Annotated in this window: 23 protein-coding genes; 11 read left to right on the forward strand and 12 right to left on the reverse strand. The window is 62.8% G+C overall.

Translation table 11 applies throughout. The features are described from left to right. Window positions 1-17 precede the first annotated feature (17 nt). Window positions 18-515, forward strand: a complete 498-nt coding sequence (locus tag OPV09_RS08650) for an FxDxF family PEP-CTERM protein (RefSeq protein WP_072454501.1) — start codon at window positions 18-20, stop codon at window positions 513-515. A gap of 95 nt (window positions 516-610) precedes the next feature. Here the strand turns inward: OPV09_RS08650 and murJ are convergent, their stop codons facing one another. After that, window positions 611-2,158 carry a murein biosynthesis integral membrane protein MurJ gene (murJ, locus tag OPV09_RS08655; protein ID WP_034751592.1) on the reverse strand — a complete coding sequence of 516 codons (1,548 nt, stop codon included), beginning with the start codon at window positions 2,156-2,158 and terminating at the stop codon, window positions 611-613. 297 nt (window positions 2,159-2,455) lie between these two features. On the opposite strand from murJ, the gene rpsT reads away from it, so the two are divergent. Beyond that, window positions 2,456-2,722: a 30S ribosomal protein S20 gene (gene rpsT / locus OPV09_RS08660; RefSeq protein WP_010395935.1), complete on the forward strand. Its 267-nt coding sequence runs from the start codon at window positions 2,456-2,458 to the stop codon at window positions 2,720-2,722. Window positions 2,723-2,878: 156 nt separating this feature from the next. Here rpsT and OPV09_RS08665 read toward each other — a convergent pair whose 3' ends face one another. The 3 genes from OPV09_RS08665 to OPV09_RS08675 all read right to left on the reverse strand — a co-directional run bounded on the left by OPV09_RS08665 (window position 2,879) and on the right by OPV09_RS08675 (window position 4,404). Beyond that, window positions 2,879-3,322: a DUF192 domain-containing protein gene (locus OPV09_RS08665; RefSeq protein ID WP_034751589.1), complete on the reverse strand. Its 444-nt coding sequence runs from the start codon at window positions 3,320-3,322 to the stop codon at window positions 2,879-2,881. A gap of 130 nt (window positions 3,323-3,452) precedes the next feature. Continuing rightward, window positions 3,453-3,731: a hypothetical protein gene (locus tag OPV09_RS08670; protein ID WP_072454503.1), complete on the reverse strand. Its 279-nt coding sequence runs from the start codon at window positions 3,729-3,731 to the stop codon at window positions 3,453-3,455. A gap of 109 nt (window positions 3,732-3,840) precedes the next feature. Next, window positions 3,841-4,404, reverse strand: coding sequence for a pseudouridine synthase (locus OPV09_RS08675; RefSeq protein ID WP_046682580.1), 564 nt, complete (start codon window positions 4,402-4,404; stop codon window positions 3,841-3,843). Between the two features lie 280 nt (window positions 4,405-4,684). Between OPV09_RS08675 and icd the strand changes: the two genes are divergently transcribed. Then, a complete protein-coding gene (gene icd / locus OPV09_RS08680) occupies window positions 4,685-5,938 on the forward strand; it encodes an NADP-dependent isocitrate dehydrogenase (protein ID WP_219329157.1) in 1,254 nt (417 codons plus the stop codon). Between the two features lie 86 nt (window positions 5,939-6,024). Here the strand turns inward: icd and cspE are convergent, their stop codons facing one another. Next, window positions 6,025-6,228, reverse strand: a complete 204-nt coding sequence (cspE, locus tag OPV09_RS08685; RefSeq protein WP_010395943.1) for a transcription antiterminator/RNA stability regulator CspE — start codon at window positions 6,226-6,228, stop codon at window positions 6,025-6,027. A 321-nt stretch (window positions 6,229-6,549) separates the two neighbouring features. Between cspE and clpS the strand changes: the two genes are divergently transcribed. From clpS to OPV09_RS08700, 3 genes are all read left to right on the forward strand, one after another. Then, window positions 6,550-6,852: an ATP-dependent Clp protease adapter ClpS gene (clpS, locus tag OPV09_RS08690; RefSeq protein ID WP_034751577.1), complete on the forward strand. Its 303-nt coding sequence runs from the start codon at window positions 6,550-6,552 to the stop codon at window positions 6,850-6,852. Further along, the gene (gene clpA / locus OPV09_RS08695; RefSeq protein ID WP_034751575.1) at window positions 6,849-9,149 is read left to right on the forward strand and encodes an ATP-dependent Clp protease ATP-binding subunit ClpA; all 2,301 of its coding nucleotides are present in this window, start codon (window positions 6,849-6,851) and stop codon (window positions 9,147-9,149) included. The genes clpS and clpA overlap by 4 nt, the downstream gene beginning before the upstream one ends. A gap of 178 nt (window positions 9,150-9,327) precedes the next feature. Beyond that, the gene (locus tag OPV09_RS08700; protein WP_338681262.1) at window positions 9,328-12,669 is read left to right on the forward strand and encodes a S41 family peptidase; all 3,342 of its coding nucleotides are present in this window, start codon (window positions 9,328-9,330) and stop codon (window positions 12,667-12,669) included. Window positions 12,670-12,674: 5 nt separating this feature from the next. Here OPV09_RS08700 and OPV09_RS08705 read toward each other — a convergent pair whose 3' ends face one another. From OPV09_RS08705 to prpR, 5 genes are all read right to left on the reverse strand, one after another. After that, window positions 12,675-13,394, reverse strand: a complete 720-nt coding sequence (locus OPV09_RS08705; protein ID WP_338681264.1) for a LytTR family DNA-binding domain-containing protein — start codon at window positions 13,392-13,394, stop codon at window positions 12,675-12,677. Beyond that, window positions 13,391-14,449, reverse strand: coding sequence for a sensor histidine kinase (locus OPV09_RS08710; RefSeq protein WP_338681266.1), 1,059 nt, complete (start codon window positions 14,447-14,449; stop codon window positions 13,391-13,393). Before OPV09_RS08710 ends, OPV09_RS08705 begins: the two co-directional genes overlap by 4 nt. A gap of 3 nt (window positions 14,450-14,452) precedes the next feature. Next, the gene (locus OPV09_RS08715; RefSeq protein WP_338681268.1) at window positions 14,453-15,325 is read right to left on the reverse strand and encodes an alpha/beta hydrolase; all 873 of its coding nucleotides are present in this window, start codon (window positions 15,323-15,325) and stop codon (window positions 14,453-14,455) included. 90 nt (window positions 15,326-15,415) lie between these two features. After that, a complete protein-coding gene (locus tag OPV09_RS08720; protein WP_319992556.1) occupies window positions 15,416-16,342 on the reverse strand; it encodes a phytanoyl-CoA dioxygenase family protein in 927 nt (308 codons plus the stop codon). Between the two features lie 24 nt (window positions 16,343-16,366). Continuing rightward, entirely contained in the window at window positions 16,367-17,989 is a 1,623-nt protein-coding gene (prpR, locus tag OPV09_RS08725) for a propionate catabolism operon regulatory protein PrpR (RefSeq protein WP_319992557.1), read from the reverse strand. Window positions 17,990-18,200: 211 nt separating this feature from the next. Here prpR and OPV09_RS08730 point away from each other — a divergent pair, with 211 nt between their 5' ends. Then, window positions 18,201-21,860, forward strand: a complete 3,660-nt coding sequence (locus OPV09_RS08730) for a bifunctional diguanylate cyclase/phosphodiesterase (protein ID WP_338681272.1) — start codon at window positions 18,201-18,203, stop codon at window positions 21,858-21,860. Between the two features lie 81 nt (window positions 21,861-21,941). On the opposite strand, the gene xth is transcribed toward OPV09_RS08730, so the two are convergent. Then, window positions 21,942-22,706 carry an exodeoxyribonuclease III gene (xth, locus tag OPV09_RS08735; protein WP_338681273.1) on the reverse strand — a complete coding sequence of 255 codons (765 nt, stop codon included), beginning with the start codon at window positions 22,704-22,706 and terminating at the stop codon, window positions 21,942-21,944. Window positions 22,707-23,276: 570 nt separating this feature from the next. On the opposite strand from xth, the gene OPV09_RS08740 reads away from it, so the two are divergent. Genes OPV09_RS08740 through OPV09_RS08755 form a run of 4 tightly spaced genes read left to right on the forward strand, consistent with a single transcriptional unit; the run spans window position 23,277 to window position 24,887 of the window. Then, window positions 23,277-23,648, forward strand: a complete 372-nt coding sequence (locus OPV09_RS08740) for a hypothetical protein (RefSeq protein ID WP_034751548.1) — start codon at window positions 23,277-23,279, stop codon at window positions 23,646-23,648. Between the two features lie 10 nt (window positions 23,649-23,658). Continuing rightward, window positions 23,659-23,847, forward strand: a complete 189-nt coding sequence (locus OPV09_RS08745) for a DUF1653 domain-containing protein (protein ID WP_034751545.1) — start codon at window positions 23,659-23,661, stop codon at window positions 23,845-23,847. A 33-nt stretch (window positions 23,848-23,880) separates the two neighbouring features. Then, window positions 23,881-24,351 (forward strand): CreA family protein, encoded by a 471-nt coding sequence (locus tag OPV09_RS08750; protein WP_338681275.1) that lies wholly within the window; start codon window positions 23,881-23,883, stop codon window positions 24,349-24,351. An 11-nt stretch (window positions 24,352-24,362) separates the two neighbouring features. Continuing rightward, window positions 24,363-24,887: a hypothetical protein gene (locus OPV09_RS08755; RefSeq protein ID WP_338681277.1), complete on the forward strand. Its 525-nt coding sequence runs from the start codon at window positions 24,363-24,365 to the stop codon at window positions 24,885-24,887. 93 nt (window positions 24,888-24,980) lie between these two features. Here the strand turns inward: OPV09_RS08755 and OPV09_RS08760 are convergent, their stop codons facing one another. After that, complete coding sequence (locus OPV09_RS08760; RefSeq protein ID WP_338681278.1) at window positions 24,981-26,474, reverse strand: leucyl aminopeptidase; 1,494 nt, start codon at window positions 26,472-26,474, stop codon at window positions 24,981-24,983. Window positions 26,475-26,499 lie beyond the last annotated feature (25 nt).

Below are 26,499 nucleotides of genomic sequence, written 5' to 3' on the forward strand. Positions count from 1 at the left end.
TTTTTAAGGGATAAACTATGAAATTGAAATTTATCGCTGCAGGTATCATGGCAGCAGCATCGTTCAGCGCATCGGCAGCAACCTATGACCTGGGCATCCTGGATCCAACCGGTTCCGATACCCTGTCGGCTTTCACGACCAAGTTCGCCATCAATTCGGATATCAATGATTCGTGGACTTTCCAGTTGCTGGCCCCATCGTCGACCTCGTTCGGTGCATTGCAAACGTTCTCCGTTGCTAACGGCGCGATCAAGGATTTTGCTGCTACTCTGGTCGGCTATGGCGACCTGACCAAGAGCACGGCTAGCGGCATCCAGAATCTGAGCTGGGCAGGTCAATTGGCTGCAGGCACCTACACGGTGCAAGTCACGGGCCTGACCCTGGTGAAAAATGTTCAGTACGTAGGCACGGTTTCGGCCCTGCCAGTACCAGAACCAGAAACCTATGGCATGCTGCTGGGCGGCCTGGCGCTGGTTGGTGCTGTGGCCCGCCGCCGCGCCAAGAAAGCTGCTTAAGCTTACGCTGCAATGAAAAAAACCCGCTTCGGCGGGTTTTTTTTCGTCTGGATCAGCTGCTTGATGCAAGACGCCGGCAACAGCGTCCTGCGCAATCACGCGTGGCGCTTGAAATCGCGGAAGCGGAAGCCTACGGCAAATAAGGTGGCAAAGTACGCCACGCCGCACAGGGCCACCACCAGGGCCAGCGCGCCGGCCCGCAGCAGCGGATGGGCTTGCATGGCGATCCAGTCGATGCGCACGGCGCCCGCATACGCCACGCCACCCATCACGATGAGTGCCGGCAGCAGGCGCAGGAAGAACTTGGCCCAGCCCGGTTTCGGCTGGTAGATGCCGCGCCTGCGCAAGCCCCAGTACAGGAAGCTGGCGTTCAGGCAGGCGCCCAGGCCGATCGACAGGGCCAGGCCGGCCACGGCGATGTAGGGCACGAACAGCAGATTCATCAGCTGCGTGGCGATCAGCACGCCGATGGCGATCTTCACGGGCGTACGGATGTCCTGGCGCGCATAGAACGCGGGCGCCAGGGTCTTGACGAGGATGATGCCGATCAGGCCCAGGCTGTAGGCCACGAGCGGCTGTGTCGACATGATCACGGATTCGGCCGTGAACTTGCCGTAGTGGAAGAGGGTGGCGATCAGCGGCGTGGCCAGGGTCGCCATGCCGACGGCGGCGGGCAGGGCCAGCAAAAAGGTCAGGCGCAAGCCCCAGTCCAGCAGGGCCGAGTATTCCGTCTTGTCGCCATCCACGTTCGCCTTCGACAGGCTGGGCAGCAAGATGGTACCCAGGGCCACGCCCAGCATGGCGGTGGGGAACTCCATCAGGCGGTCCGCATACGACAGCCAGGAAATGCTGCCCTCGGCCAGGCGCGACGCGATGCTCGTATTGATCATCAGGCTGATCTGCGCCGCCGAGACGGCGAACACGGCCGGTCCCATCTTCTTCAGCACGCGGCGCACGCCGCCGTCGGACAGGCCGATGGCGGGATTGATCGACAGGCGCGGCAGCATGCCGATCTTGATCAGCGCGGGAATCTGGATCGCCACCTGCAGCAGGCCGCCGGCGAACACGGCAATGGCCATGGCGTAGATCGGCTGCTTCAAATAGGGCGCGAGGAACAGCGAGGCGGCGATGAACGACAGGTTCAGCAGCACCGGCGTGAATGCGGGAATCTTGAATTCGCGCCAGGTATTCAAGATGCCGCCAGCCAGGGCCACGAAGGACATGCAAGTAATATAAGGGAACATCAAGCGCGTCATCCACACGGCCGCGTCAAAAGCGCCCGCATCCTTGGTCAGGCCCGTGGCGATCACATACACGAACCAGGGCGCGCCGATGATGCCGATGGCGGACACGAGCAGAGTGGCCCAGACGAGCGTGGTGGCCACGTGGTCGGCCAGCTGCTTGCTCGCTTCCTGGCCGTGCTGGTTCTTGTATTCAGACAAGATCGGCACGAAGGCTTGCGAGAACGCCCCCTCGGCAAACAAGCGGCGCAACAGGTTGGGGATGCGGAAGGCAACAATGAATGCGTCCGTGTAGGCGCCGGCGCCAAAGGCGCGCGCGAACAGGCTTTCGCGCAATAATCCGGTTACACGGGACAGCATGGTCATGCTGGAGATGGCGGCGAGGGTTTTAAGCAAGTTCATGGGGCCAGATTATAGCCGGGCGCGGTACCGTTAAACGGTTAAAATATGGTAACAATTGCCGCCGATTCGCCCTTGCCAGCCCCATTTTCACGTGTTTTTGGCGTGACACACGGTTTTTTGATTTGCCCCCGCTTGAAAATATCGCTATAATCGAAGGCTGTACAGAATTCTGTTACGCAGACACTAATGTTTGACAGGCACTGGTTTGGCACACATGGTTCGGCAGACGCACAGAACGCACCGGTTGGCAAACACTAATGTTTGCAAACGCACTTTGACCCTGTTTTAGGAAATTCCATGGCAAATACCGCACAAGCGCGCAAACGCGCTCGTCAAGCAGTTAAGCAAAACGCACACAATTCGTCCCAACGTTCGACCTTGCGCACGGCTATCAAAGCTGCTCGCAAAGCGATCCAGGGCGGCGACAAGGCAGCTGCTGCTGCAATCTTCCAAGCATCCGTGTCGACCATCGACCGTATCGCTGACAAGAAGATCATCCACAAAAACAAGGCAGCTCGCCATAAGAGCCGTCTGGCAGCTGCTTTGAAAGCACTGTCCGCTTAATATTCGCCAGCAGGCAAGCCACCACGGTGGCCTTGCCTGTGCCGGTACGCTGGCACTGGTTGAAAAGCAAAAACCCGCAGATTCGTTCTGGCGGGTTTTTTCGCGTTTTTATTCTGATTTTTAAGGCCGCATTCGCTAGCGGCCCGCCGCCATGGCCTAGCGCGCCGCCGGCAAGTTGCCGATGCTCATGCCCGGTTTAATGTTCTTTTGCTTGAACCAGCCCAGATGCATTTCCAGCGCATAGCGCACGGGCACGGTCTTCGTGGAGCAATGGCTGTCGAGCGTATGCGGCTGCATGTCTTCGATGTTGACGATCTTGCCGCTGGCATCGATAAAGGCCACCGACAGGGGCAGCGGCGTGTTTTTCATCCACATGCATTGCGTGGATGGGTTGCCAAAGACAAACAGCATGCCTGCATTGGCCGGCATCTTTTCGCGGTACATCAAGCCCTGTTCGCGCTGCTCTTCCGTGGCGGCCACTTCCGCCTGGATCAAATGCATGCCGGCCGACAGTTGCAAGCTCCTGGTTTGCGCCTGGGCCATGCTGGCGCAAGACAGCAGGGCGATGGACAGGCTGAGACGGCAAAGGGAATTTTTCATGGGGCGGGACGGTGGCTGCGAAGCGGCGATTAAGCCACGCTGGCGGCCGGCTGGTCAAGCATGCTGCCCGGCCGCATCGAAAGCGTGGGGTTACAGCAACATGCTCGCCGTCGTCAGCCCGGGACTGCGCTTATTTCACGGGCTTGCCTGCTTCAGCGGCCGGCTGCTTCGTCTTGCGCGCCTGGGGAATCAGGCGCGGCGCATCGGTTGCGGCCGATGCGTTGACGGAGGCGGACGCCGGCGGCACGGGCTTGCTGGCGTCGGTGGCGGCCGAGGCGTGGCTGGCTGCCGATGCGGGTGGCGGCTTGACGGCATCGGTCGCGGCGGATGCGTGCACCTGGGCGCCCGACTGGGCCAGTGCGGCGCCGGCAAGCAGGGAAGTGGCCAGGGTCAGTATTACTTTTTTCATCATCTTTCCTTTTCCGTCATGTTGAGGTCGGATGATTTTAATGCATTATCTAAAAATAAATAGTGTTTATTGGGAAATTCGCTACCGTCGCCGCTCTTTCTTGTGCTGCTTAGGCCTTGCCAATGTTTTCGGCTGGCACTTCGCACCATTCGCCGGGCATCAATGGATGGCTGGCCAGCGAGAACGGGCCGATGGCGCTGCGCACCAGGCGCAGGGTGGGCAGGCCGACGGCCGCCGTCATGCGCCGCACTTGGCGGTTTTTTCCTTCTTTCAAGGTGATCGCCAGCCACGAGGTTGGCTTGTCGGCGCGCGCGCGTATCGGTGGATTGCGGGGCCACAGCCAGTCCGGTTCGGCGATGCGCACGGCCTTGCACGGCTTGGTGATGAAGTCGCCCAGGTCCAGCGGCGCTTGCAGGCGCGCCAGGCTGGCCGCATCGGGCACGCCGTCAACTTGTACCAGATAGGTTTTTGCTTCCTTGCGGTCCGGGTGGCTGATTTCATGCTGCAGGCGGCCGTCGTCCGTCAGCAGCAGCAAGCCTTCGCTGTCGGCGTCGAGCCGGCCGGCCGGATAGATGCCGGGGATGGTGAGATGGTCGGCCAGGGTGGTGCGGCCGTCCTGCGGCGAAAACTGGCACAGGACTTGGAATGGTTTATTGAAGAGAATGAGTGGCATGCTGGATAAATGGATGCAAACGATGGTGGCTGCTGGTCGGCGCCGCAAAAGCGTGGCGCCCTGTAAGATACTGGTGCATAATGTGAAACGTTAGTCTTATGTCTTATAGAAGACTATGGCGATGCGCTTCTTTGGCGATGCGGATGGCCCGGGTGTTCTTTCCCTGCTAAAGTGCGTTGTTGCCGCCCTGTTCGGACTTGTTTTTGTAAACTCTGCAACCGCAGAGCGCGTCGCCGGCCTGTGTTGCCCGCCAGCGGTGTGTCCCACTTCGGAGATCACGATGTATCAACATATCACTGTACCTGCTGACGGCCAAAAAATCACCGTCAACGCCGATTTTTCGCTGAATGTACCAGATAATCCCATCGTTCCCTTCATTGAAGGCGATGGCACGGGCATCGATATCAGCCCGGTCATGATCAAGGTGATCGACGCTGCCGTGGCCAAGGCCTACGGCGGCGCGCGCAAGATCATCTGGATGGAAATCTACGCAGGCGAAAAATCGACGAATGTGTACGGCCCCGATGTGTGGCTGCCGGAAGAAACACTGGAAGTACTCAAAGATTACGTGGTGTCCATCAAGGGCCCGCTGACGACGCCTGTCGGCGGCGGCATCCGTTCGCTGAACGTGGCCCTGCGCCAGCAGCTCGACCTGTACGTCTGCCTGCGCCCCGTGCGCTACTTCACGGGCGTGCCGTCGCCCGTGAAAGAGCCGGAAAAGACGGACATGGTGATTTTCCGCGAAAACTCGGAAGATATCTATGCCGGCATCGAATACCAGCAAGGCTCGCCCGAAGCCAAGAAATTGATGGATTTCCTCGTCAATGAAATGGGCGTGACGAAGATCCGCTTCCCGGCCACGTCGGGCCTGGGCATCAAGCCCGTGTCCATCGAAGGCACGGAGCGCCTCGTGCGCAAGGCCATCCAGTACGCGATCGACAATGACAAGCCATCCGTGACGATCGTGCACAAAGGTAATATCATGAAGTATACGGAAGGCGGCTTCCGCGACTGGGCATATGCGCTGGCGCAAAAGGAATTTGGCGCCGAACTGATCGATGGCGGTCCATGGTGCAAGTTCAAGAATCCGAAGACGGGCCGCGACATCATCGTCAAGGATTCCATCGCTGACGCGTTCCTGCAACAGATTCTGCTGCGTCCGGCCGAATACAGCGTCATCGCCACCCTGAATTTGAACGGCGATTACATTTCCGATGCGCTGGCGGCGCAAGTGGGCGGCATCGGCATCGCGCCAGGCGCCAACCTGTCCGACTCCGTCGCCATGTTCGAGGCGACGCACGGCACGGCGCCCAAGTACGCGGGCAAGGACTACGTCAACCCCGGTTCCTTGATCTTGTCGGCGGAAATGATGCTGCGCCACATGGGCTGGCTGGAAGCGGCCGATCTGGTCATTTCCTCGATGCAAAAATCGATCGCCTCGAAGCGCGTCACCTATGATTTCGCCCGCCTGATGGAAGGCGCCACGCAAGTGTCGTGCTCCGGTTTCGGCGAGGTGATGATCGAGCACATGTAATAGAGGGGCAGGGCGCCGTGCGCCCTGCGGACGAAAAAAAACCCCGTTCGAAAACGGGGTTTTTCACATCTGAGGGCCGGCGATGCTTAGGCTGCTTGGATGTTGGAAGCTTGCTTGCCTTTAGGGCCTTGCGTGACTTCGAATTGAACTTTTTGACCTTCTTTGAGGGTCTTGAAACCGTTCATGTTGATTGCGGAGAAATGAGCAAACAAATCTTCGCCGCCATCATCTGGAGTGATGAAGCCAAAACCTTTGGAATCATTGAACCACTTAACTGTACCTGTTGCCATAAAAAGAACTTTCAAAATTAAAACAAATCACACGAGCCATAAAAGCAAGAAGCTTCTTGCCCCCTCCTCGACGTCTCACTTCTTATCAAGCTGTACATTACTGCAACAGTCGATACAGCATTGTTGGCGGAATAAATAATGAAGTCAAGCGCTTTTCCATCGATATTGCCAAATTCTTCACGACAACCAAAAAAGCAACTCTTGATTTTGACGGCAAGGTCGCCATCTGCGCACTATTAAGAAAACGCGTAAGATTGAAAACAATTGGAAAGGCGTAGATATTGCGCATGACAACCACTGTGAAAGCATTAGAATAAGCGTATGGCAACCAAGCACGACACAGAAACCCTGCTGGAGCGGCAAGTGCTGAAGCCGCCACCGCTCTACCAGGTGGCCTTGCTCAATGACGACTACACCCCGATGGAATTCGTGGTGGCCATCATTCAGGAGTATTTCAACAAGGACCGTGAAACGGCGACGCAAATCATGCTCAGTGTTCATCGCTACGGCAAAGGAGTGTGCGGCGTGTTCTCTAAAGATATAGCGTGTACCAAAGTGGAGTTCGTTTTAACGCATGCGCGCAAGGCGGGGCATCCCCTGCAGTGCGTGATGGAGGAAGTATGATTGCGCAGGAATTAGAAGTAAGTTTGCACATGGCGTTTGTCGAAGCTCGGCAGGCACGGCACGAATTCATCACGGTTGAGCATTTACTGCTGGCACTGCTGGACAATCCCTCCGCTGCCGAGGTGTTGCGTGCCTGCGCGGTCAATATAGAAGACCTGCGCAAGACCCTCACCAATTTCATCGGCGATAACACGCCGACCGTGCCTGGCACGGGCGAAGTCGACACCCAGCCGACGCTTGGTTTCCAGCGCGTGATTCAGCGCGCCATCATGCACGTCCAGTCCGCCTCGAACGGCAAGAAGGAAGTTACGGGCGCCAATGTGCTCGTGGCCATCTTCGGCGAAAAGGATTCGCATGCTGTTTACTACCTGCACCAGCAGGGCGTGACGCGTCTGGACGTGGTCAATTTCATCTCGCACGGCGTGCGCAAGGACCAGTCGACGGAAAGCGCGAAAGCGTCCGAAGGCGTGGAAGAAGCGCCTGTCGATGGCCAGCCGAAGGAAAGCCCGCTCGACCAGTTCACGCAAAACCTGAACAAGGCCGCTGCCGAAGGCAAGATCGACCCGCTGATCGGCCGCGAGGAAGAAGTCGACCGCGTGATCCAGATCCTGTGCCGCCGCCGCAAGAACAATCCGCTGCTCGTCGGCGAGGCGGGCGTGGGCAAGACGGCCATCGCCGAAGGCCTGGCCTACCGCATCACGCAAAGCGACGTGCCGGAAATCCTGCAGAATGCCGTCGTGTATTCACTGGACATGGGCGCCTTGCTGGCCGGTACCAAATACCGCGGTGACTTCGAACAGCGCCTGAAAGCCGTGCTGAAACAATTGAAGGACAATCCGAACGGCATCCTGTTCATCGACGAGATCCACACCATCATCGGTGCGGGCTCGGCGTCGGGCGGCACCCTGGACGCGTCCAACCTGCTGAAACCGGCGCTGGCGAATGGCCAACTGAAGTGCATCGGCGCGACCACGTACACGGAATTCCGCGGCGTGTTCGAGAAAGACCATGCGCTCTCCCGCCGCTTCCAGAAAGTGGACGTCAACGAGCCGACCGTCGAGCAAACCGTGCAAATCTTGCGCGGCCTCAAATCGCGCTTCGAAGAGCACCATGGCGTGAAATACTCGGCCTCGGCCCTGTCGACGGCGGCTGAACTGGCGGCGCGCTTCATCAACGACCGCCATCTGCCCGACAAGGCGATCGACGTCATCGATGAAGCGGGCGCGGCGCAGCGCATCTTGCCGAAGTCGAAGCAAAAGAAAACCATCGGCAAGGCCGAGATCGAGGACATCATCGCCAAGATCGCGCGCATTCCGCCGCAAACGGTCAACCAGGACGACCGCAGCAAGCTGCAGACGATTGACCGCGACTTGCGCAATGTCGTGTTCGGGCAAGATCCCGCCATCGATGCGCTGGCTTCGGCCATCAAGATGGCCCGTGCAGGCCTGGGCAAGACGGACAAGCCGATCGGCTCCTTCCTGTTCTCCGGTCCGACCGGCGTCGGCAAGACCGAGGTGGCCAAGCAATTGGCGTTTATCCTCGGAATCGAGCTGATCCGTTTCGACATGTCGGAATACATGGAACGCCACGCCGTCAGCCGTTTGATCGGCGCGCCGCCGGGCTACGTTGGTTTCGACCAGGGCGGCCTGCTGACGGAAGCGATCACCAAGAAGCCGCATGCAGTCTTGCTGCTCGATGAAATTGAAAAAGCCCATCCGGACATTTTCAATATCCTGCTGCAAGTGATGGATCACGGTACCTTGACGGACAACAACGGCCGCAAAGCCGACTTCCGCAATGTGATCATCATCATGACGACCAATGCGGGCGCGGAAAGCTTGCAAAAGACGTCGATCGGTTTCACGAATTCGAAGCAGGCTGGCGACGAGATGGCCGACATCAAGCGCATGTTTACGCCGGAGTTCCGCAACCGTATCGACGCGACCATCAGTTTCCGTGCGCTGGACCAGGAAATCATCCTGCGCGTGGTCGACAAGTTCCTCATGCAGCTGGAAGAGCAGTTGCACGAGAAAAAGGTCGAAGCCGTGTTTACCGAGAAGCTGCGTGCTTTCCTCGGCAAGAAAGGTTTCGATCCGCTGATGGGCGCGCGGCCGATGGCGCGCTTGATCCAGGACATGATCCGCAAGGCCCTGGCCGACGAGCTGTTGTTCGGCCGCCTGGTCACCGGTGGACGTGTCACGGTCGACCTCGACGACAAGGACCAGGTCTTGCTGGAATTCCCGGAACCGCCAGACGCGGCGCCGACGGCTGCGCCGGAAACGGTGGAAGTGGAGTAATCGGCTCCTTCGCCAAGTGCGATCCAGAAACCCGCCCACGCAAGTGGCGCGGGTTTTTTTACGTTTTTGTGGGCAATAAAGAAGGTTTTCTTTGGCCATAGTTATGCCAGAATTGCTATCCGGTATCGACATGATGTCCATGCCGCCTCATCGCCCTGACCGCTATCTGGATGCCCACATGAAAATTTCCCGCACTCTTGCCTTGCTCCTGTTGTCCGCCGGCCTGCTGGCTGACGCTGCCGCCGCGCCTGCCGGCAGCTATTTCCGTTTTCCCGCCGTGCGCGGCGACACCGTCGTCTTCACGGCCGAAGGCGATTTGTGGAAAAGCAATCTGCGCGGCGGCGCGGCGCAGCGCCTGACGACGCATCCCGGCTATGAAACGAACGCGGCGATTTCGCGCGACGGCCAGTGGCTGGCGTTTTCCGCCGCTTACGAAGGGGCGCAGGAAGCGTATGTGATGCCGCTGGCGGGCGGCTTGCCGCGCCGCATTTCGTATGACAATGGCGGCGTGCTGGTGCTGGGCTGGACGGCGCAGGGCGAGGTGCTGGTCAGCACGCAAAATACGGACGGCCCCGCCTCGCGCCGCATCGTCGCCGCCATCGATCCCGTGAAACAGACGCGGCGCGTATTTCCCGTGGCCGACGCCAACGACGCCGTGCTCGACGACTCTGGCAAGACGCTGTACTTCACACGCTTTGGCCTGGCCATGACCAACGACAATGTGCGCAACTACCGGGGCGGCGCGCATGCCACCCTGTGGCGCTTTGACCTCGATGGCAAGGGCGAGGCCGTGCGCATGCATACGGAGCCTGCCGTGTTGGCTGGCAACAACAAGCGCCCCATGTGGTGGCAGGGCCGCGTCTATTACATCAGCGACGAGGGCGGCAGCGACAATCTGTGGAGCATGCTGCCCGACGGCTCCGACCGCCGCGCCTTGACGACCCATACGCAGTGGGACGTGCGCAATGCCCAGCTTGGCGATGGCAAGATCGTGTATCAATTGAGCGCTGATTTGCACGTGCTGGACCTGGTGGCAGGGACGGACTCGCCGCCATTGCCGATCAGCCTCGTGTCCGACTTCGACCAGCAGCGCGCACGCCAGATCCGTTCGCCGCTCGACACCCTCTCCAACGTGCAGCTATCGGGCAAGGATGAGCGCATCATCCTCACGGCGCGCGGCAAGGTCAGCATCGCCGGCACGGGCAGCCTGCGCCGAGTCGACATCGCCATTCCCGACGGGGCAAGGGCGCGCGACGCCGTCTTTTCCAGCGACGAGAAATCCGTCTTCGCCATCGTCGACACGAGCGGAGAAAATGAAATCTGGAAATACGCCGCCGATGGCTCGGGCAAGGGCGAGCAGCTGACGACGCAGGGCAATAACCACCGCTGGAAACTGTATCCGTCGCCGGACGGGCGCTGGCTGGCCCACACGGATAAAAAGGGCCGTTTCTGGCTGCTGGACCTGGCGACCAGGGGCAACCAGTTGATCGACGACGCGGGCAAGGCGGGCGTGGACAAGCACGACGAAGTGCAATGGTCGCCCGACAGCCGCAACCTGGCCATCGTGCGCGTGGCCAGCAACGAGCAGCGCGAGCAGATCGGCCTGTATAACCTCGCATCGAAACAGCTGCAGTTCGTCACCAGCGACCGCTACACGTCCGGTTCGCCCGTGTTTTCGCCCGACGGCAAGTGGTTGTACTTCCTGTCGGCGCGCAATTTCCAGCTGGCCAATGGCTCGCCGTGGGGCGACCGCAACATGGGTCCCGTGTTCGACAAGCGCGTCGGCGTGTATGCGCTGGCGCTGCAGCCGGGCAACCGTTTCCCGTTCCAGCCCGACGATGAGCTGAGCCGTCCTGGCGTCAAGCCGCCCGAGACGGACGATGAAAAGGTGGCCGAACAGGCGGCGGAAAAGGCATTGGAAAAGGCCGGCGGCAAGTCGGCCGTGAAAAAGGCGCCGGCCGCCTTGCCGGCCATCGTCAGCCAGGGCCTGGCCGAGCGTTTGTATGAAGTGCCGCTGGCGGCGGGCAACTACAGCGCGCTGGCCGCCGACGACAAACGCCTGTATTTCCTCGAGCGCGACAGCGGCGAGAACAAGTCCAGCCTGAAGACCTTAGCGATTGGCAATACCGGCTCCAAGCCGGAACTGCTTGTGGCCAATGTGCGCGAATTCGACCTGGCGCAAGATAAAAAGCATTTGTACTACAGGACGGCGGCAGCCACCGGCCCGGGCGAGATGCTGGTGATCGAGGCGGGCGCCAAGCTGCCGACCGACCTGTCGAAATCCAAGGTCAAGGTCGACGACTGGACGTTTGTGTCGAATCCGCGCCTGGAATGGAAGCAGATGTTCAACGATGCCTGGCGCCTGCACCGCGACTTCCTGTACGACGCGAAGATGCGGGGCGTGAACTGGAAGGCGGCGCGCGACAAATATGCGCCGCTGGTCGAGCGGGTCACGGACCGCGCCGAACTCAATGACGTGCTGGGCATGATGGTGGCCGAAGTGGGCGCCCTGCATTCGCAGATCCGTCCCGGCGAATTGCGCCGCACGGAGCAGGAAGGCACGCCGGCGGGCCTGGGCGCCGTGCTGGCGCGCACCAGCGAGGGCTACCGGGTCGAGCATGTCTACCGCAGCGAAGCGGAATTGCCGTCGGCGCGCGCACCGCTGTCGCGCCCCGAAGTCGATGTGAAGGCGGGCGACGTGATCACGGCCGTCAACGGCAAGGACGTGCTGGCCGCGCGCGACATCAGCGATCTGCTGTTGAACCAGGCCGACAAGCAGGTGCTGCTGCAAATCAAACGGAGCAAGGGCGCGCCGCGCGCCGTCATCGTCACGCCCGTCAACATGGCGAAACAGACGGCGCTGCGCTATGGCGACTGGGAATTGAGCCGCGCCGAGCAGGTGGCTGCCGCCTCGCAGGGGCGCATCGGCTACCTGCACCTGCGCGCCATGGGCGCCAATGACATCGCCTCGTTCGCGCGCGATTTTTACGCGAATATCAACCGCGAAGGCTTGATCATCGACGTGCGGCGCAATAACGGCGGCAATATCGACAGCTGGATCATCGAAAAACTGCTGCGCAAGGCCTGGGCTTACTGGGCGCCGCCAGGTGTGCAGCCGTCGTCGAACATGCAGAACACCTTCCGCGGCCACCTGGTGGTGCTGGTCGATGAGCTCACATATTCCGATGGCGAGACCTTCGCGGCCGGCATCAAGGCATTGAAACTGGCGCCGCTGGTGGGCAAGCGTACGGCCGGCGCCGGCGTCTGGCTCAGCGACAATACGCGCCTGGCCGATAACGGCATGGCGCGTGTGGCGGAAAACGGCCAGTTCGGCATCGACGGCCAGTGGCTGATCGAAGGCGTGGGCGTGGTGCCGGACGTGGAGGTGGAAAACCCGCCGCACGCCACCTTCAATGGCGCCGACCGCCAGCTGGAAGTGGCGCTCGACATGCTGGCGAAAAAGCTCAAGGAGCAGCCGCGCCCCGCCTTCCAGGCGCAGCCGATCCCCGCGCTCAGGTAGTCCCGCTACAGGCCGCAGGCGGCCTTGAACTGCTGCGCGCGGCGGCGCGACACCTCGACCACGCTGCCGTCCTGCAGGTGCAGGGCTAGGCCATCGGCGGCGTTCGGCGCCAGCCGCGCCACCTGCGCCAGGTTGACGATCTGGCGCCGGTTGGCGCGCAGGAACAGGGCCGGATCGAGCTTTTCTTCCAGCTGGTTCAGGGTGCGCAGCATCAGCGGTCGCTGTGCGCCGAAATGCACGCGCGTGTAATTGCCTTCCGATTCCAGCAGGCGGATATCGTCAAACGCGACGAACCAGCAGCGTTCCCCATCCTTGATGAAGACCTTGCGCGGCGCGGGCGGCGGCACGGCTTGCGCCCGCGCGCCGGCGCGCGCCAGGGCCGTGGCCAGGCGCGCCGCCTGCACGGGTTTTTGCAGGTAGTCGAGGGCGCTCACCTCGAACGCCTGCAGCGCGTACTGGTCGAAGGCCGTGCAAAAGATGACGTCGGGCGCCTCATCGAGCGCGGCCAGCAGGTCGAAGCCGGAGCCGCCCGGCATCTGCACGTCGAGCAGCAGCAGGTCGGGGCGCAGCTTGCCGATCTGCGCGACGGCATCGGCCGCGCTGGCCGCCTCGCCCACGATCTCCACGGCGCCTTGCTGCACATGCGGTGCCAGTAGCCGGCGCAGCTCGGCGCGCGCCAGGCGCTCGTCATCGACCAGCATGACCTTGAGCGGCGGTCCATTCATGGCGGCTCCGGCAGGTCGATGGTGGCGTAGATCCAGCCCGCCTCTTGGCGCAAGGCCAGGCTGGCGCGCTCGCCGCAGGCCAGCTGCAAGCGCTGGCGCGCATTGCGCAAGCCGATGCCGGTGGAGCCGGACGCGCCGCGCAGTTCGCCCGTGTTGGCCACCTCGATCCGCAGCATGTCCACGCCGGTGCCGCGCTGCGCGGCAATGCGGATGTCGCCGCCATCGGCGCTCGCTTCGACGCCATATTTGACGGCGTTTTCCACCAGCGTTTGCACGGCCATGGGCGGCACGCGCACGTGTTCCAGCGCGGGCGCGCTGATCTCGATCGCGAAGCTGACGCGCAGGCGTTCCTCGAAGCGTATCTGCTCGATGGCCAGGTAAGCGCGCACCGCGTCCAGTTCGGCCGCCAGCGGCACGGTGGCGTGCTGGCCCGACTGCAGCGCGTGGCGCATCAGCTTGGCCAGCTGGTCGATCATGTGCGCGGCCGCGTCGCGGTCTTCGAAGATCAGCGCGCGCACGCTATTGAGGCTGTTGAAGAAGAAATGCGGATTGACTTGCGCCTGCAGGGCGCGCAGTTCCGCTTCCCGCCCATGCAGCTGCAGGCGCAGGGTTTCCGCTTCCAGGTGGGCGGCGCGCCGCAGCGACAGCGCGGTAAAGTAAAACACCGTCCAGGTCAAAAATACCCCGAACCAGAACAGCAGCGCACCGGGCAGCCAGGCCAGGCCGCGCAGCACATCGGGTAGATACATGACGTGGAAGGCGGCCGTCACGCTGGCCGTCTGGATGGCGGCCAACAGCAATAATGATGGCAGCACGCGTGTCCAGCGCATGCCGCTCGCCACCCAGCCGCGCCGGAGCAGGACGCCATGCCACAGGTGCGACAGCAGCAGCCCGCCCAGCGAACCCCAGCAGGCAATCGTCACGACGATGCGCAGCTGCGAGGCGCCGCCATACACGCTGTTGAACAGGGCGAGCGCACCCCAGCCGGCCAGCTGGAAGGTCCAGTACCAGTTGATCCTGGCCAGCAGCGGCGGCCGGTGCAAGGGTGCGTTCACCGCCTAGTCCAGGAACTGTTCGATGCGCGCAACCATCCAGTCCGGCTGGTCGTACATGATGAAGTGGCGCGCCGTGTCGGCCAGCGCGATCTGCACGCCGGGCAGTTGTGCATACTGCCGCTGGAAGGTCGCTTCGATGGCGGCGCGCGGCGCAAAGTCCTTGTAGGCGATCCAGGTACCCAGCACCAGGGTCGGCGAGCGCACTTTCGCCACATCCTGGCGCAGGTCGCTGGCCATCAGGGTGCCCATGGCCTTGATCACCGTCTCGCGGTCCGAGCGCTGGCCCCAGCCGATGATGCGCTCCACGTCGGCCGGCGCGCTGGCCATGCTGGTCACGGCGCGGCGCTGGCTGGCGGCGTAGGTGGCGCCATCCTGCGCGCGCATGGCCGATTGCATCTGCGTCGCCATGGCTTGCAGCTGTTCCGGCGTGCTCGATGGCAGCTGCGTCGCGCCCAGCGCCGGCAGCGAGTCGACGATCACCAGCTTGCCCGTTTGCGCCGGATGGTCGATGGCCATTTTCAGGGCCAGGAAGCCGCCCAGGCTATGCCCGATGATGGCCGGCTGGCCCAGTTTTTTCGCCACGATGTAATCGGCCAGCTGTTGTTCCGCCTGCGCCAGCAGGTCGCCTTCGATGGGCGCCGCGCCGGCAAAGCCGGCCAGTGTCAGCACGTGGCATTGGCGCGCGGCTTGCGGGCCGCACAGGCGCGCCACCGTGCCTTGCCAGACTTCGCCCGATGACGCCAGGCCGGGAATCAGGATCAGCGGGCGGCCCTGGCCCGTGACGTCGACCGTGAAGGCCGCAGGCGCGGCGGCCTGGCTGGCACCCGCCAGCAGCACGCCGGCGAGCAGGATACAAGTTTGCAGTGTTCGTTTCATTGGGTACTCCTCCTTGACGACCATGCTAGCGGCGCAGGGGGCCGGCAGCCAGCGCCGCGGGATGAGCGGCGGCAGGGCGGGATGAGCGGTTCATATCCACACATCCTGGTCCTGGCAATGGTCGGGAAGGTAGGTCAGGTACTGCACCATGCGCGGCGCCGGGCCGCGGTTGGGCGTGGCGCAATGGGGCAGGGCCTGGTGCCAGATGATGAAATCGCCGGCCATGCCGTCGACGGGCACGGGCCGCAAGTTGTCGATCGCCCATTCGCGCGGCTGGCGGCCCGGCGGCACTTGCCGCAGCCAGTCGGCCATGCGGTGCTGGAAGCCGGGCACGCAATGGAATGCGCCGTGCTGCGCGGGACAGTCGCTCAGGTACAGCATGCCTTGCAGCTTGAAGGGAACCGGCTGTTGCAGGCTGACGTCCCAGTGCAGGGCGCTTCCAAGGAAGCGGTGCTGCGGTGTTTCCGGCGGATTGAAACTGACCTTGTCGATGCTGGCGTAGATGCCGGTGCCGGTGCCGTACAGTTGCTGGAAGGCGTGGCGGATGTGCGCGCTGTGGCGGTTTTCCTCGAGGGCCCGATGGTCGGAAAACTGCAGCATCAGGCCCCGCTTGCCCGGGTGCGGCTGGTACCACGATGCCGGATCATCGGGGCTGGCGCCCAGGTAGTCCCAGATGGCCGCCCGGGCAGCTGCGCACTGCGTGCGCGGTACGGCGCCGCGCAGTACCAGATAGCCGTGCTCGTCGAAATGGCGCAGCTCTGCGGCGGACAGCACGTCCTGGTGAGGGCTGGCGGCGTGCGTCGGACGGATGCGCGTGCGACCAGCCAGCCACGCCTGAAAGGCTTCCAGGGTAGGGCGTTGCTGGAACAGGAACTGCATGGCGTCTTCCATCGAAATGCCGCGCGCGTACAGCGCCTTGATGTCGCGGTGGTCGCGCGCCAGCCCCTGGTTGCCGCTCGCGCCACCATGTCCCGTGCAGCGTTGCCATAATTCGAGCAGGTGAGGCCAGTCGTCCATGGTGAGTAGGGAATGGTTGAAAAATCAGCCGGCGCGCAGGCGGCGCCACAGCGTGGTGCGGCTGATGCCGAGGTAGTGGGCGGCGGCGTCGCGGCGCCCGCCGAAGCGCGCCAGCACGGCGCTGGCGCTTTCGACTTCCAGGCGCGGTGCGGTGGCGGCAGGCTGCGGCGGCAGCGCCGGCGTGCCGGCAGCGTTGGCCAGTTCCGGCGCCACGCCCAGCACGAAGGCGGGCGTGAGCGCCTGCAGCGGTTCGGCGGCCAGGAACAGGGCCAGGCGCTCGGCCAGGTTGCGCAGTTCGCGCACGTTGCCGGGCCAGCCGTAGCGGCGCAGCAGCGGCGCGCAAGCCTGGATTTCCGCGTGCAGGTTGGGGTGCGGACGCGCGCCCAGCGCGGCCAGCGCATTTTTCAGCGACCATTCGGCCAGGCCGGGAATATCGCTGGCGCGTTCGCGCAAGGCGGGCAAATGCAGGCGCAGCACGGCCAGGCGGTAGAACAGGTCGGCGCGGAAGCGTCCTTCGCGGATGCGCTGTTCCAGGTCGCAGTGCGTGGCGCTGATGATGCGCACATTGATGGCGATGGGCCGCGTGCCGCCCACGCGCACCACTTCGCGCTCTTCCAGCACGCGCAGCAGGCGCGTTTGCAGGGCCAGCGGCATTTCGCCGATTTCGTCGAGGAACAGGGTGCCGTGGTTGGCCGCTTCGAACAGGCCCGCATGGCCGCCCCGGCGCGCGCCCGTGAAGGCGCCGTCCTCGTGGCCGAACAGTTCTGATTCCAGCAAGGACTCGGCGATGGCGCCGCAATTGATGGCGATGAAAGGCCGGTTAGCGCCCAGGCTGCGCGGGCTTTCGCGGTGGATCGCCTGTGCCACCAGTTCCTTGCCGCTGCCCGTCTCGCCCTGGATCAGCACCGTCGCCGGCGAGCGCGCATACAGCACCACCGACTGGCGCAGCGCTTCCATCGCTTCCGATTCGCCGCGCAGATCGTGCAGGCCGTGCCGTGCGCGCAGGGTGTCGGCCACCACCGCGCGGCGTCCCCGCGTCGATTCGATCTGCGTCAGGCGCGCCAGCTCCAGCGCATCGTCGAAGGCGCGCCGGATGGCCGTGGCCGAATACACGAAGACGGCGGCCAGCCCGGCCTCTTCGGCCAGGTCGGTGACGAGGCCCGCGCCGACGACGGCTTTCACGCCGGCCGCCTTCAGTTCATTGATCTGCGCGCGCGCGTCTTCCTCGGTGGCGTAGGTGCGCTGCGCGATCTGGAAGCCGAAGGTGGCGGCGAATTCGGCCAGTTCCGGCATCGGGTCCTGGTAGGTGACGACGCCGATGTGCGGCGAGATGCGCCGCGCGCGCGCCAGCGCCTGCATCACGTCGTAGCCGCTGGCCTTGGCGATGATGACGGGTACCGACAGCCGGCCTTTCAGGTAGGCGCCGTTCGAGCCGGCCGCGATGACGGCGTCGCAGCGCTCGGTGGCCATGCGTTCGCGGATATGGCGCACGGCGTCGTCGAAGCCCAGGTTGATCGGTTCGATCGTCGCCAGGTCATCGTACTCGAGCGTGATGTCGCGGAACAGGTCGAACAGCCGCGAGACGGAGACGGTCCAGATGACGGGTTTGTCGCGGTGATCGAGCGGAGGTTGGGGAGGGCGGCGCATGCTTTATTCTAAACGATTTGTTTCATTTTCTTGCCATGCAACGCGGTTGCAACAATCGTGTTGCAAGTGGTCTGTGGCGTTTCAGATATTGCCAATGAGGAATATGAAAAAACCCCGGGAAACTGGTTTATGATCTGACAGCACCATGATGCTTGTGAGAATTTTTGCCCAGGCACATGTTTATCTCGTCCTTAACCGTCCCATGGTGTCCATGAACCGCGTACCGACCAGTCCCGATTTCATCGCCGATGCCTTGCAGTTGATCGCCTTGCCGGCCTGCGCCTGCGATGCCTGCGGCATGGTGGTGGCGGCGAATGGCGCGTTGCAATCCTTGCTGGGCACGGATATAGCGGGCCGGCTGCTGGCCGACTGTTTTACGGACGCCTACCGTGCATCGAGCACGAGCATGCTGCGCGGCGCGCTCGGTGCGGCCGGGCGCGAGCGGCAGTGGGACAGCAGCCTGCAAGGGGTGTCGGGCGCCATCGCCGTGCAGGTCTGGTCGAGGCCGCTGCTGGTGGACGACGGCTTGCCGGGCGCGACCCTCGTGTTTGCCGACATCCGCGTGCAGCAGCGCGACCAGCAAGCCTTGCGCAAGTCCATGCTCGAGCAGCAGGCCATCCTGGAAAGCGCGGCCGTCGGCATCATCTTTTCCAAGGGCGGCTTCATCGAGGAGTGCAATATCCGCGCCGCCGAGATGCTCGGCTATGCGCGCCACCAGCTGACGGGCATGCCGGGCGCGGTGCTGTACCGCTCCGCCGAGCATTGCCGCGCCCTGGGACTGGAAGCGGCGCCGCTGCTCTCGAAGGGCAAGCCATACCGCACGGAGCTGGAATTGCGGCGCCAGGACGGCAGCTTGTTCTGGAGCCGTTTGCACGGGCGCGCCGTCGATCCCCTCAATACGCATGACGGCACGGTCTGGATCATCGAAGATATCAGCGACCACCGGCGCGATGAAGACCAGCTGCGCCGCGCCATGCTGGAAATGCAGGCCGTGATGGACAACGCGCCGCTGGCCATCGGCTTCCAGCGTGACAAGGGCGTGCTGCGCTACAACCGGCGCTTCGCCGAATGCTTCGGCTTCGATGGCGACAGCGGCGTAGGCCTGGCCGTCGCCGACCTGTATCCGTCGCGCGCGGCGTACGAGAGCGTCGTGCGGCAGGCCGCGCCCCTGCTGCGGCGCGGCCTGCCGTTCCAGGGCGAGATGGAAATGCGCCGCCGCGACGGTTCCACGTTCTGGGCGCTGGCCTACGGCTATGTGCTGAATCCGGAAAACCAGTCCGACCGCGCGCTGCGCGACACGATCTGGCTGTTCGATGACCGCAGCGCGCAGAAGGCGGCCGAGGAGGCGACGCGCCAGCTGATGCTCGAGCAGCAGGCCATCCTCGACAATGCCTCCGTCGGCATCCTGTTTTCGCGTTCGCGCCTGATCCTGCGCTGCAATCCCCGCTTCGCCGAAATGTTCGGCTACACGCAGGATGAGATGATCGGCCTGCCCGCCGCCGAGCTGTTTCCCTCGCCCGCCGCCTACGAGGCATTCGGCGTGCAAGCCACGCCGCTGCTGGGACAGGGCTTGCCTTACGAGCAGGACGAATCGCTGTTCCGCCGCCGCGACGGCAGCCTGTTCTGGTGCCGCATCCGCGCCAAGGCCGTCGACCAGACGCACAGCGAGCAGGGCGCCATCTGGATCCTCGAAGACATCACGGCCAGCCGCCAGGCGCAGATGGAAGTGGCGGCCATCATGACGAATGCCTCGGTCAGCATCCTGTACACGAAGAACCGCCAGATCACGCGCTATAACCTGGGCTTTGCCGCGATGTTCGGCTACAGCGGCGACGAGGCGCTGGGCTTGCCCGGGCGCGCGCTGTACGTGTCGCAGCAATCGTACGATTTGCTGGGCGCGGCCGCGTTTCCCTTCCTGTCTATCGGCAAGCCGTTCCAGACGGAAGTGGAGATGATGCGCCGCGACGGCAGCACTCTGTGGGCGCAGCTGATCGCCTATGTCGTCAATCCGGACGACCCGGCCGCCGGCACCATCTGGATCATCGAGGACCGCACGGAAGCCAAGCGCGCCGAAGAATCCCTGCGCAACGCGCTGCTGGAAAACCAGGCCATCCTCGACAGCGCCGTGCTGGGCATCTCGGTGATAGAGGGCGGCTACAATTTGCGCGCCAACAGCAAGATGGAAGAGCTGTTCGGCTATGGCCCGGGCGAGATCAACGGCCTGTCGGTGCAGGCCCTGTATCCGGACGTGGCCGCGTGGAAGGTGGCGCGCGGCGAGACGGCGCGCGATTTCGAGGCGGGCAGGGTCCACATGTCGGAATACCAGCTGGTGCGCAAGGATGGCAGCCGCTTCTGGGCGCGCCTGTCCGGCCGGCCGTTCGACCTGGCGCATGCGCATGGCCGTTCCGTGTGGCTGGTCGACGACGTGACGGCGCGCCGCGAGGCGGCCGAGGCGGTGCGCCGCGCGCGCGACGAACTGGAATTACGCGTGCAGGAACGCACGGCCGAACTGGCCGGCGCCAACCTGCTGCTGCAAGGCGAGATCGCCGAGCGGCGCCAGGCCGAGGCGCGCGTGCACCACATGGCCTACCATGACAACCTGACGGGCTTGCCGAACCGCGCGCTGCTGTCGGACCGGCTGGAACGGTCCATGCTGGCCTCGCAGCGCTCGGGGCGCAAGCTGGCCGTGATGTTCATCGACCTCGATCGCTTCAAGACGATCAACGATTCGCTCGGTCACATGACGGGCGACTTGCTGCTCAAGGAAGTGGCCGCCCGGCTGTGCGGCGCCGTGCGCGCCAGCGACACGGTGGCGCGCCTGGGCGGCGACGAATTCGTCGTGCTGGTGCCGGGCATCCGCAGCGGCGACGAAGCGGCGCGCGTGGCCGAGAAAATCATCGAAGCGCTCACGCCCGCCTTTCCGCTCGACGGCCATGTGCTGCACGTGACGCCGTCGATCGGCATCTGCGTGTATCCGGACGATGGCGGCGATGTCGACGCCCTGATGCGCCATGCCGATGCGGCCATGTATCACGCCAAGGGCAATGGCCGCAACAACTACCAGTTCTTCACGCAGACGATGAACCAGGCGGCGGCCCTGCATTTTGATCTGGAAAGCAGCTTGCGCACGGCGCTGGCGCTGCGGCAGTTCGAGCTGGTTTACCAGCCGATCATCGATATCGCCACGCGCCGCCTGCACGGCATGGAAGTGCTGCTGCGCTGGCGTCGTCCCGGCCACGGCCTGGTGCTGCCGGACCGCTTCATTCCCATCATGGAGGAAAACGGCTTGATCGTGCCCGTGGGCGAGTGGGTGATGCGCCAGGCATGCGAGCAAAGCATGGCCTGGCAGCGCATGGGCTTGCAGCCCGTGCCGCTGGCGGTGAACCTGTCGCCGCGCCAGTTCATGCACAAGGGCCTGGTGGCGGCGATTGGCGCCGTGGTGCGGGAAACGGGCATCGATCCGGCGCTGCTGGAATTCGAGATCACCGAGACGGCGCTGATGCAGCACGGCGAGCATACGCTGGAGATTCTGCGGCAGATCAATGGCATGGGCCTGCGCCTGTCGATCGACGATTTCGGCACCGGCTATTCCAGCCTCGCTTACCTGAAGCGCTTCCCCGTGAAGAAGGTCAAGATCGACCGCGCCTTCATCAAGGACCTCGAGCACAGCGCGGAAGACCGCGCCATCGTGGCGGCCATCATCGCGCTGGCCGACAGCCTGCAATTGTCGGCCGTGGCCGAAGGGGTGGAAACGGAAGAACAGTTCGCGCTGCTGCAGGCGAACGGCTGCCGCTATGCGCAGGGCTATCTGTTTTCCGCGCCGGTTCCAGCTGCCAATGCGCAATCGCTGCTGGAACGTCTTCCTGCTTAGTCGATCGTCGCGATGACGGGTGTATGGTCGGACGGCTGTTGCCAGTTGCAAGTGGTCCCCTGTCGATGATGCCCGTATCGGTCAGTCGATAGTGGCAACGACTGGCGCATGGTCGGACGGCTGTTCCCATTTGCGGGGCACGCGGTCGATCACGCAAGCCTTGCAGCGGCCAGCCAGGGCGGGCGAGAGCAAAATATGGTCGATGCGCAGGCCCTTGTTCAGGCGGAAGCCCAGCTGGCGGTAATCCCACCAGCTGAACGATTTGTCCGCCTGTTCGAACAGGCGGAAGGCGTCCGTCAGGCCGATGTCGAACAGACGCTGCAGGGCGGCGCGTTCCTTGTCCGAGACCAGTACCTGGCCAGCCCAGGCGACAGGGTCGTGCACGTCGCGGTCGTCGGGCGCGATATTGTAGTCGCCGACGACGGCCAGCTGCGGGTGCTGCAGCGCTTCTTCGGCCAGCCAGTCGTGCAGGGCGGACAGCCAGCCCAGCTTGTATTCGTATTTGTCCGAGTCGACGCTCTGGCCGTTCGGCACGTAGGCGCAAACGACGCGCACCCCGCCGATGGTGGCGGCCAGGATGCGCTGCTGCGCATCTTCATAGCGGGGATTGTTCTTGACCACGTCGGTGATCGGCAGCTTCGACAGGATGGCCACGCCGTTGTAGGTTTTCTGGCCGCTGAAGACCACCTGGTAGCCGGCCGCCTCGATATCGGCGACGGGGAACTTGTCATCCGTGAGCTTGGTTTCTTGCAAGCACAGTATGTCGACCGGGTTGTCGGTCAGCCATTGCAGCACTTGCGGCAGGCGCACTTTGAGCGAGTTGACGTTCCAGGTGGCGAGTTTCATGGGAAAAATCCTTGCTTGAATAGGTGGCGATAGGCGCGAATCTTACCGCATGCGTGTCGATGGCGTCCTGCCCGGCTTACCGGGCATGGGCTTTATTTACTAGCAGGAAAAAAGGGGTGCCAATAAAGTATTTGTATTTAACCAATCGTGGCGCATGAATATTATGTTTTTGTGTATCATTGATCAACCCCTATGTTTGATTTGGCATAAGTGGCTGGCGTGGCAGGCTGCGTCTCGCTGTTTAGCGCGACAAAGGTGTAAAGTTTCTCGCTAAAACGCAATAAAAACTACTAAAATGGCACAATGTAACAACTGTGTCATACGGCTTTGTTACAGCCCAGTTAAGAACCGAACAGGAAGCAGTTGTAATTAGTTGTAATTGCTATTCCGATTACATGACCACTGTGCCGGGGACGGAGTGTCAATTCCATCCCTGGCGCCGCCAGACTTGTTATATAAATTGCAGTACTGTATCTATGAGACTGTTTTGCGACATCAATAGATGGTACTATTTTGAAATGTTGCAGTTTTAATAGTGAGACTTGCGCGTAGCATTTGCAAAGGAAGAAAATGCGAACTGCATTTGAAGCGTGGGCGCAGCGTGACGGCCACATTGTGCGGCGAAGAGAAGACAAACCGGATGAGTACCTGATTTTCGAGACCCAGCGCCGCTGGGTTATCTGGCAGGCCGCTCTGACGCATGGCAAGACGGCTGCCAAGCCGCGCGTGAGCGCGGCCGAAAAGGCGGCGAAAGCCCAGCGCGCGCTGGAAATGTCCTCCGATGAAGCGACCGTGCGCAACAAGGTGCTCAATGAGGTGCTCGATGCCTTCAGCGGCGCCGATGGCGCGGCCGGTATGGAAGGCATACTGAAAGTGATCCAGGGCCTGAAGCAGAAGCAGAAGGCGCTGGCCGACGACAAGAGCGAAGATTCAACGGCTTGAGGGGACGGCGATGCGTTATCGGCACTACAAGGGCGGCATTTACGAACTGGTGTGCGAAGCCACGCTGGAAGCGGATCTGACGCCGATGATCGTCTATCGCGCCGAGGATGGTTCCATCTGGACCCGGCCGAAAGACGTGTTCTTTCAACTGATCGAAGTCGAAGGCGTCATGGTTCAGCGTTTCGCTCCCATCAACTGATGGCCGCCCGCGTGCGTGCCCGGGATTTTCTTCATGCGTAAATTGCTGCCTGCCGCTTTGGTGCTGGGCTTTGCCTGCGCCGCGGCACATGCCGAAACCATCGGTTCGGTCGACACGGTGTTCAAGCTGATCGGCCCTGACCACAAGATCGTCGTCGAAGCGTATGACGATCCGCGCGTTGCCGGCGTCAGCTGCTATCTGTCGCGCGCCAGGACCGGGGGGCTGAAGGGTGCCGTCGGCCTGGCCGAAGACAAGGCCGATGCGTCCGTGGCTTGCCGCCAGGTGGGGCCGCTGCAATTCAAGGGCAAGCTGCCGCGCCAGGAAGAAGTGTTTACCGAGCGTGCCTCGATCTTCTTCAAGCACGTGCGCGTCGTGCGCATGGTCGACAGCAAGCGCAATGCGCTCGTCTACCTCGTGTATTCCGACCGCCTGATCGAGGGCAGTCCGAAAAACAGCGTCACCGCCGTCGCCGTGCCCGGCGACCTGCCGATTCCCATCCGTTAAGCGAGCTACCCATGCGCGTCCCATCGTCTGCAGCCCTTGCCGCCAGGACGCTGCTGCTGTTTGGCCTGGGCGGCTGCGCCACGTTGACGGGCAACACCGAGCAGATGGTGCTGGTGCAAACCATCCAGGACAACCGCGAGCTGACGGGCGCCGGCTGCATCCTCAGCAACGACGTGGGCAAGTGGTTCGTCACCACGCCCGGACGCATCACCATCCGCAAGAGCCAGGAACCGTTGAAGGTCGATTGCCGCAAGCACGGTTCGCCCGCCATCGCGACGGATGACCACATTGACCCCAAGCTCAATGGCAGCGTCTGGGGCAATGTCATCCTGACCCTGGGCGTCGGCTATTTCGTCGACCGCAACACGGGCGCCGGCTTCGACTACCCGTCGATTCTGACCATCGTCATGCAAGACCCCGCGCGCCTGGCACCGCCGCCCGCGCCCGTCGCCGTGAAGCCGCCGCCCGCCGTGCCGGAAACGGTGGTGCAGCCCAAGGTGGCGCCATCGCCGTTGCCCAATCCCGTCGTCTACTGATTCATACACACGAAAAAAAGCCGCCAGGGTCAGTGACCATGGCGGCTGCTTCGCGACGCCGGTAGCGCAGGGCGCTGCCGGCAAGGCGTCAACTTACACGCGGTTGATCAGGAACGTCGTCAAGAGTGGAACTGGACGGCCGGTCGCGCCTTTTGCGCCGCCCGATTTCCACGCCGTGCCGGCGATGTCCAGATGCGCCCAGGTGTACTTCTTGGTGAAGTTTTCCAGGAAGGCCGCTGCCGTCACCGAACCGCCGCCTGGCGTGCCGATGTTGGCCAAGTCGGCGAAGTTCGACTTCAGCTGCTCGTTGTACGCCTCTTCGATCGGCATGCGCCATGCCGTGTCGCTCGACTGCTTGCCCGCTGCCAGCAATTCATTGGCCAGCTGGTCATGCGCCGCATCGCTGCGCGTAAACAGGCCGCTGTTGTGGTGGCCCAGGGCCACGACGCAAGCGCCCGTCAGGGTGGCGATATCGACGACGGCTGCCGGCTTGAAGCGTTCGGCGTAGGTCAGCGCGTCGCACAGCACCAGACGGCCTTCGGCGTCCGTGTTCAGCACTTCGATGGTCAGGCCGTTCATGGAGGTGACGATGTCGCCCGGCTTGGTGGCGCGGCCCGACGGCATGTTTTCGCACGCGGCGATGACGCCGATGACGTTCAGCTTCAGGTTCATTTCGCCGATGGCGCGGAAGGTGCCCAGCACCGAAGCGGCGCCGCACATGTCGTACTTCATTTCATCCATGCCAGGACCGGCCTTGATCGAAATGCCGCCCGTGTCGAAGGTGATGCCTTTGCCGACCAGGACCACTGGCGCATCCTTGGCCTTGCCGCCCATGTGCTTCAGGACGATGAATTTCGGCGGCTGTTCGCTGCCGTTGGTGACGGACAGGAAGCTGCCCATTTTCAGCGCTTCGAGCTGTTTGCGGTCCAGCACTTCGACTTCGAACTTGTAATCCTTGGCCAACTGCTTGGCCGTGTTGGCCAGGTAGGTCGGGTTGGCGATGTTCGCCGGCAGGTCGCCCAAGTTGCGCGTCAGGTCGGAACCGTTGGCGATGGCGATGGCTTGCGCCAGCGCGCCGCGCGTCGCTGCCGTTGCGGGAGCGGCCAGGACGATCTTGCGCACGCCTGCTGGCGCCGGATCTTTTTTGCTTTTTTGCGAGTCGCAGCGGTATTCGCTGTCGTGGGCGGCTTGCACCACGCAACGGATTGCCCAATTTACGTCGCGCTCTTTCACTTCAGCCAGCGGTAATGCGATAATGGCGTCCGCAGTGCCCAGCGAGCCGAAGGCCTTCAGTGCGGCTTGTACGCCGGTTGTGAAGCTTTTTTCGCTGACAGTATCATCGCTGCCCATGCCTACCAGCAGAACACGTTCGGCGGCGACGCCATCGACTGCGCGCAGCAGCAAGGTGCTGCCAGGCTTGCCGCTGATGTCGCCGGACTTCAGCGCAGCCGAAATCGCACCCTTGCTGTCCAGCGATTTTGCCGCTGGCGACAGTTTTTTGTTTTCGAATACCGCAACCGCGATGCATCCGCTTTTGGCCGTGCCGAGGGTGCTCTTGGTATCGAATGCTTTTATGCTAAAGTCCATTTGGTTCTCCGTTTTCATTTACTAG

It is taken from the genome of Janthinobacterium sp. TB1-E2 (assembly GCF_036885605.1).
Taxonomy (GTDB): domain Bacteria; phylum Pseudomonadota; class Gammaproteobacteria; order Burkholderiales; family Burkholderiaceae_D; genus Janthinobacterium; species Janthinobacterium aestuarii.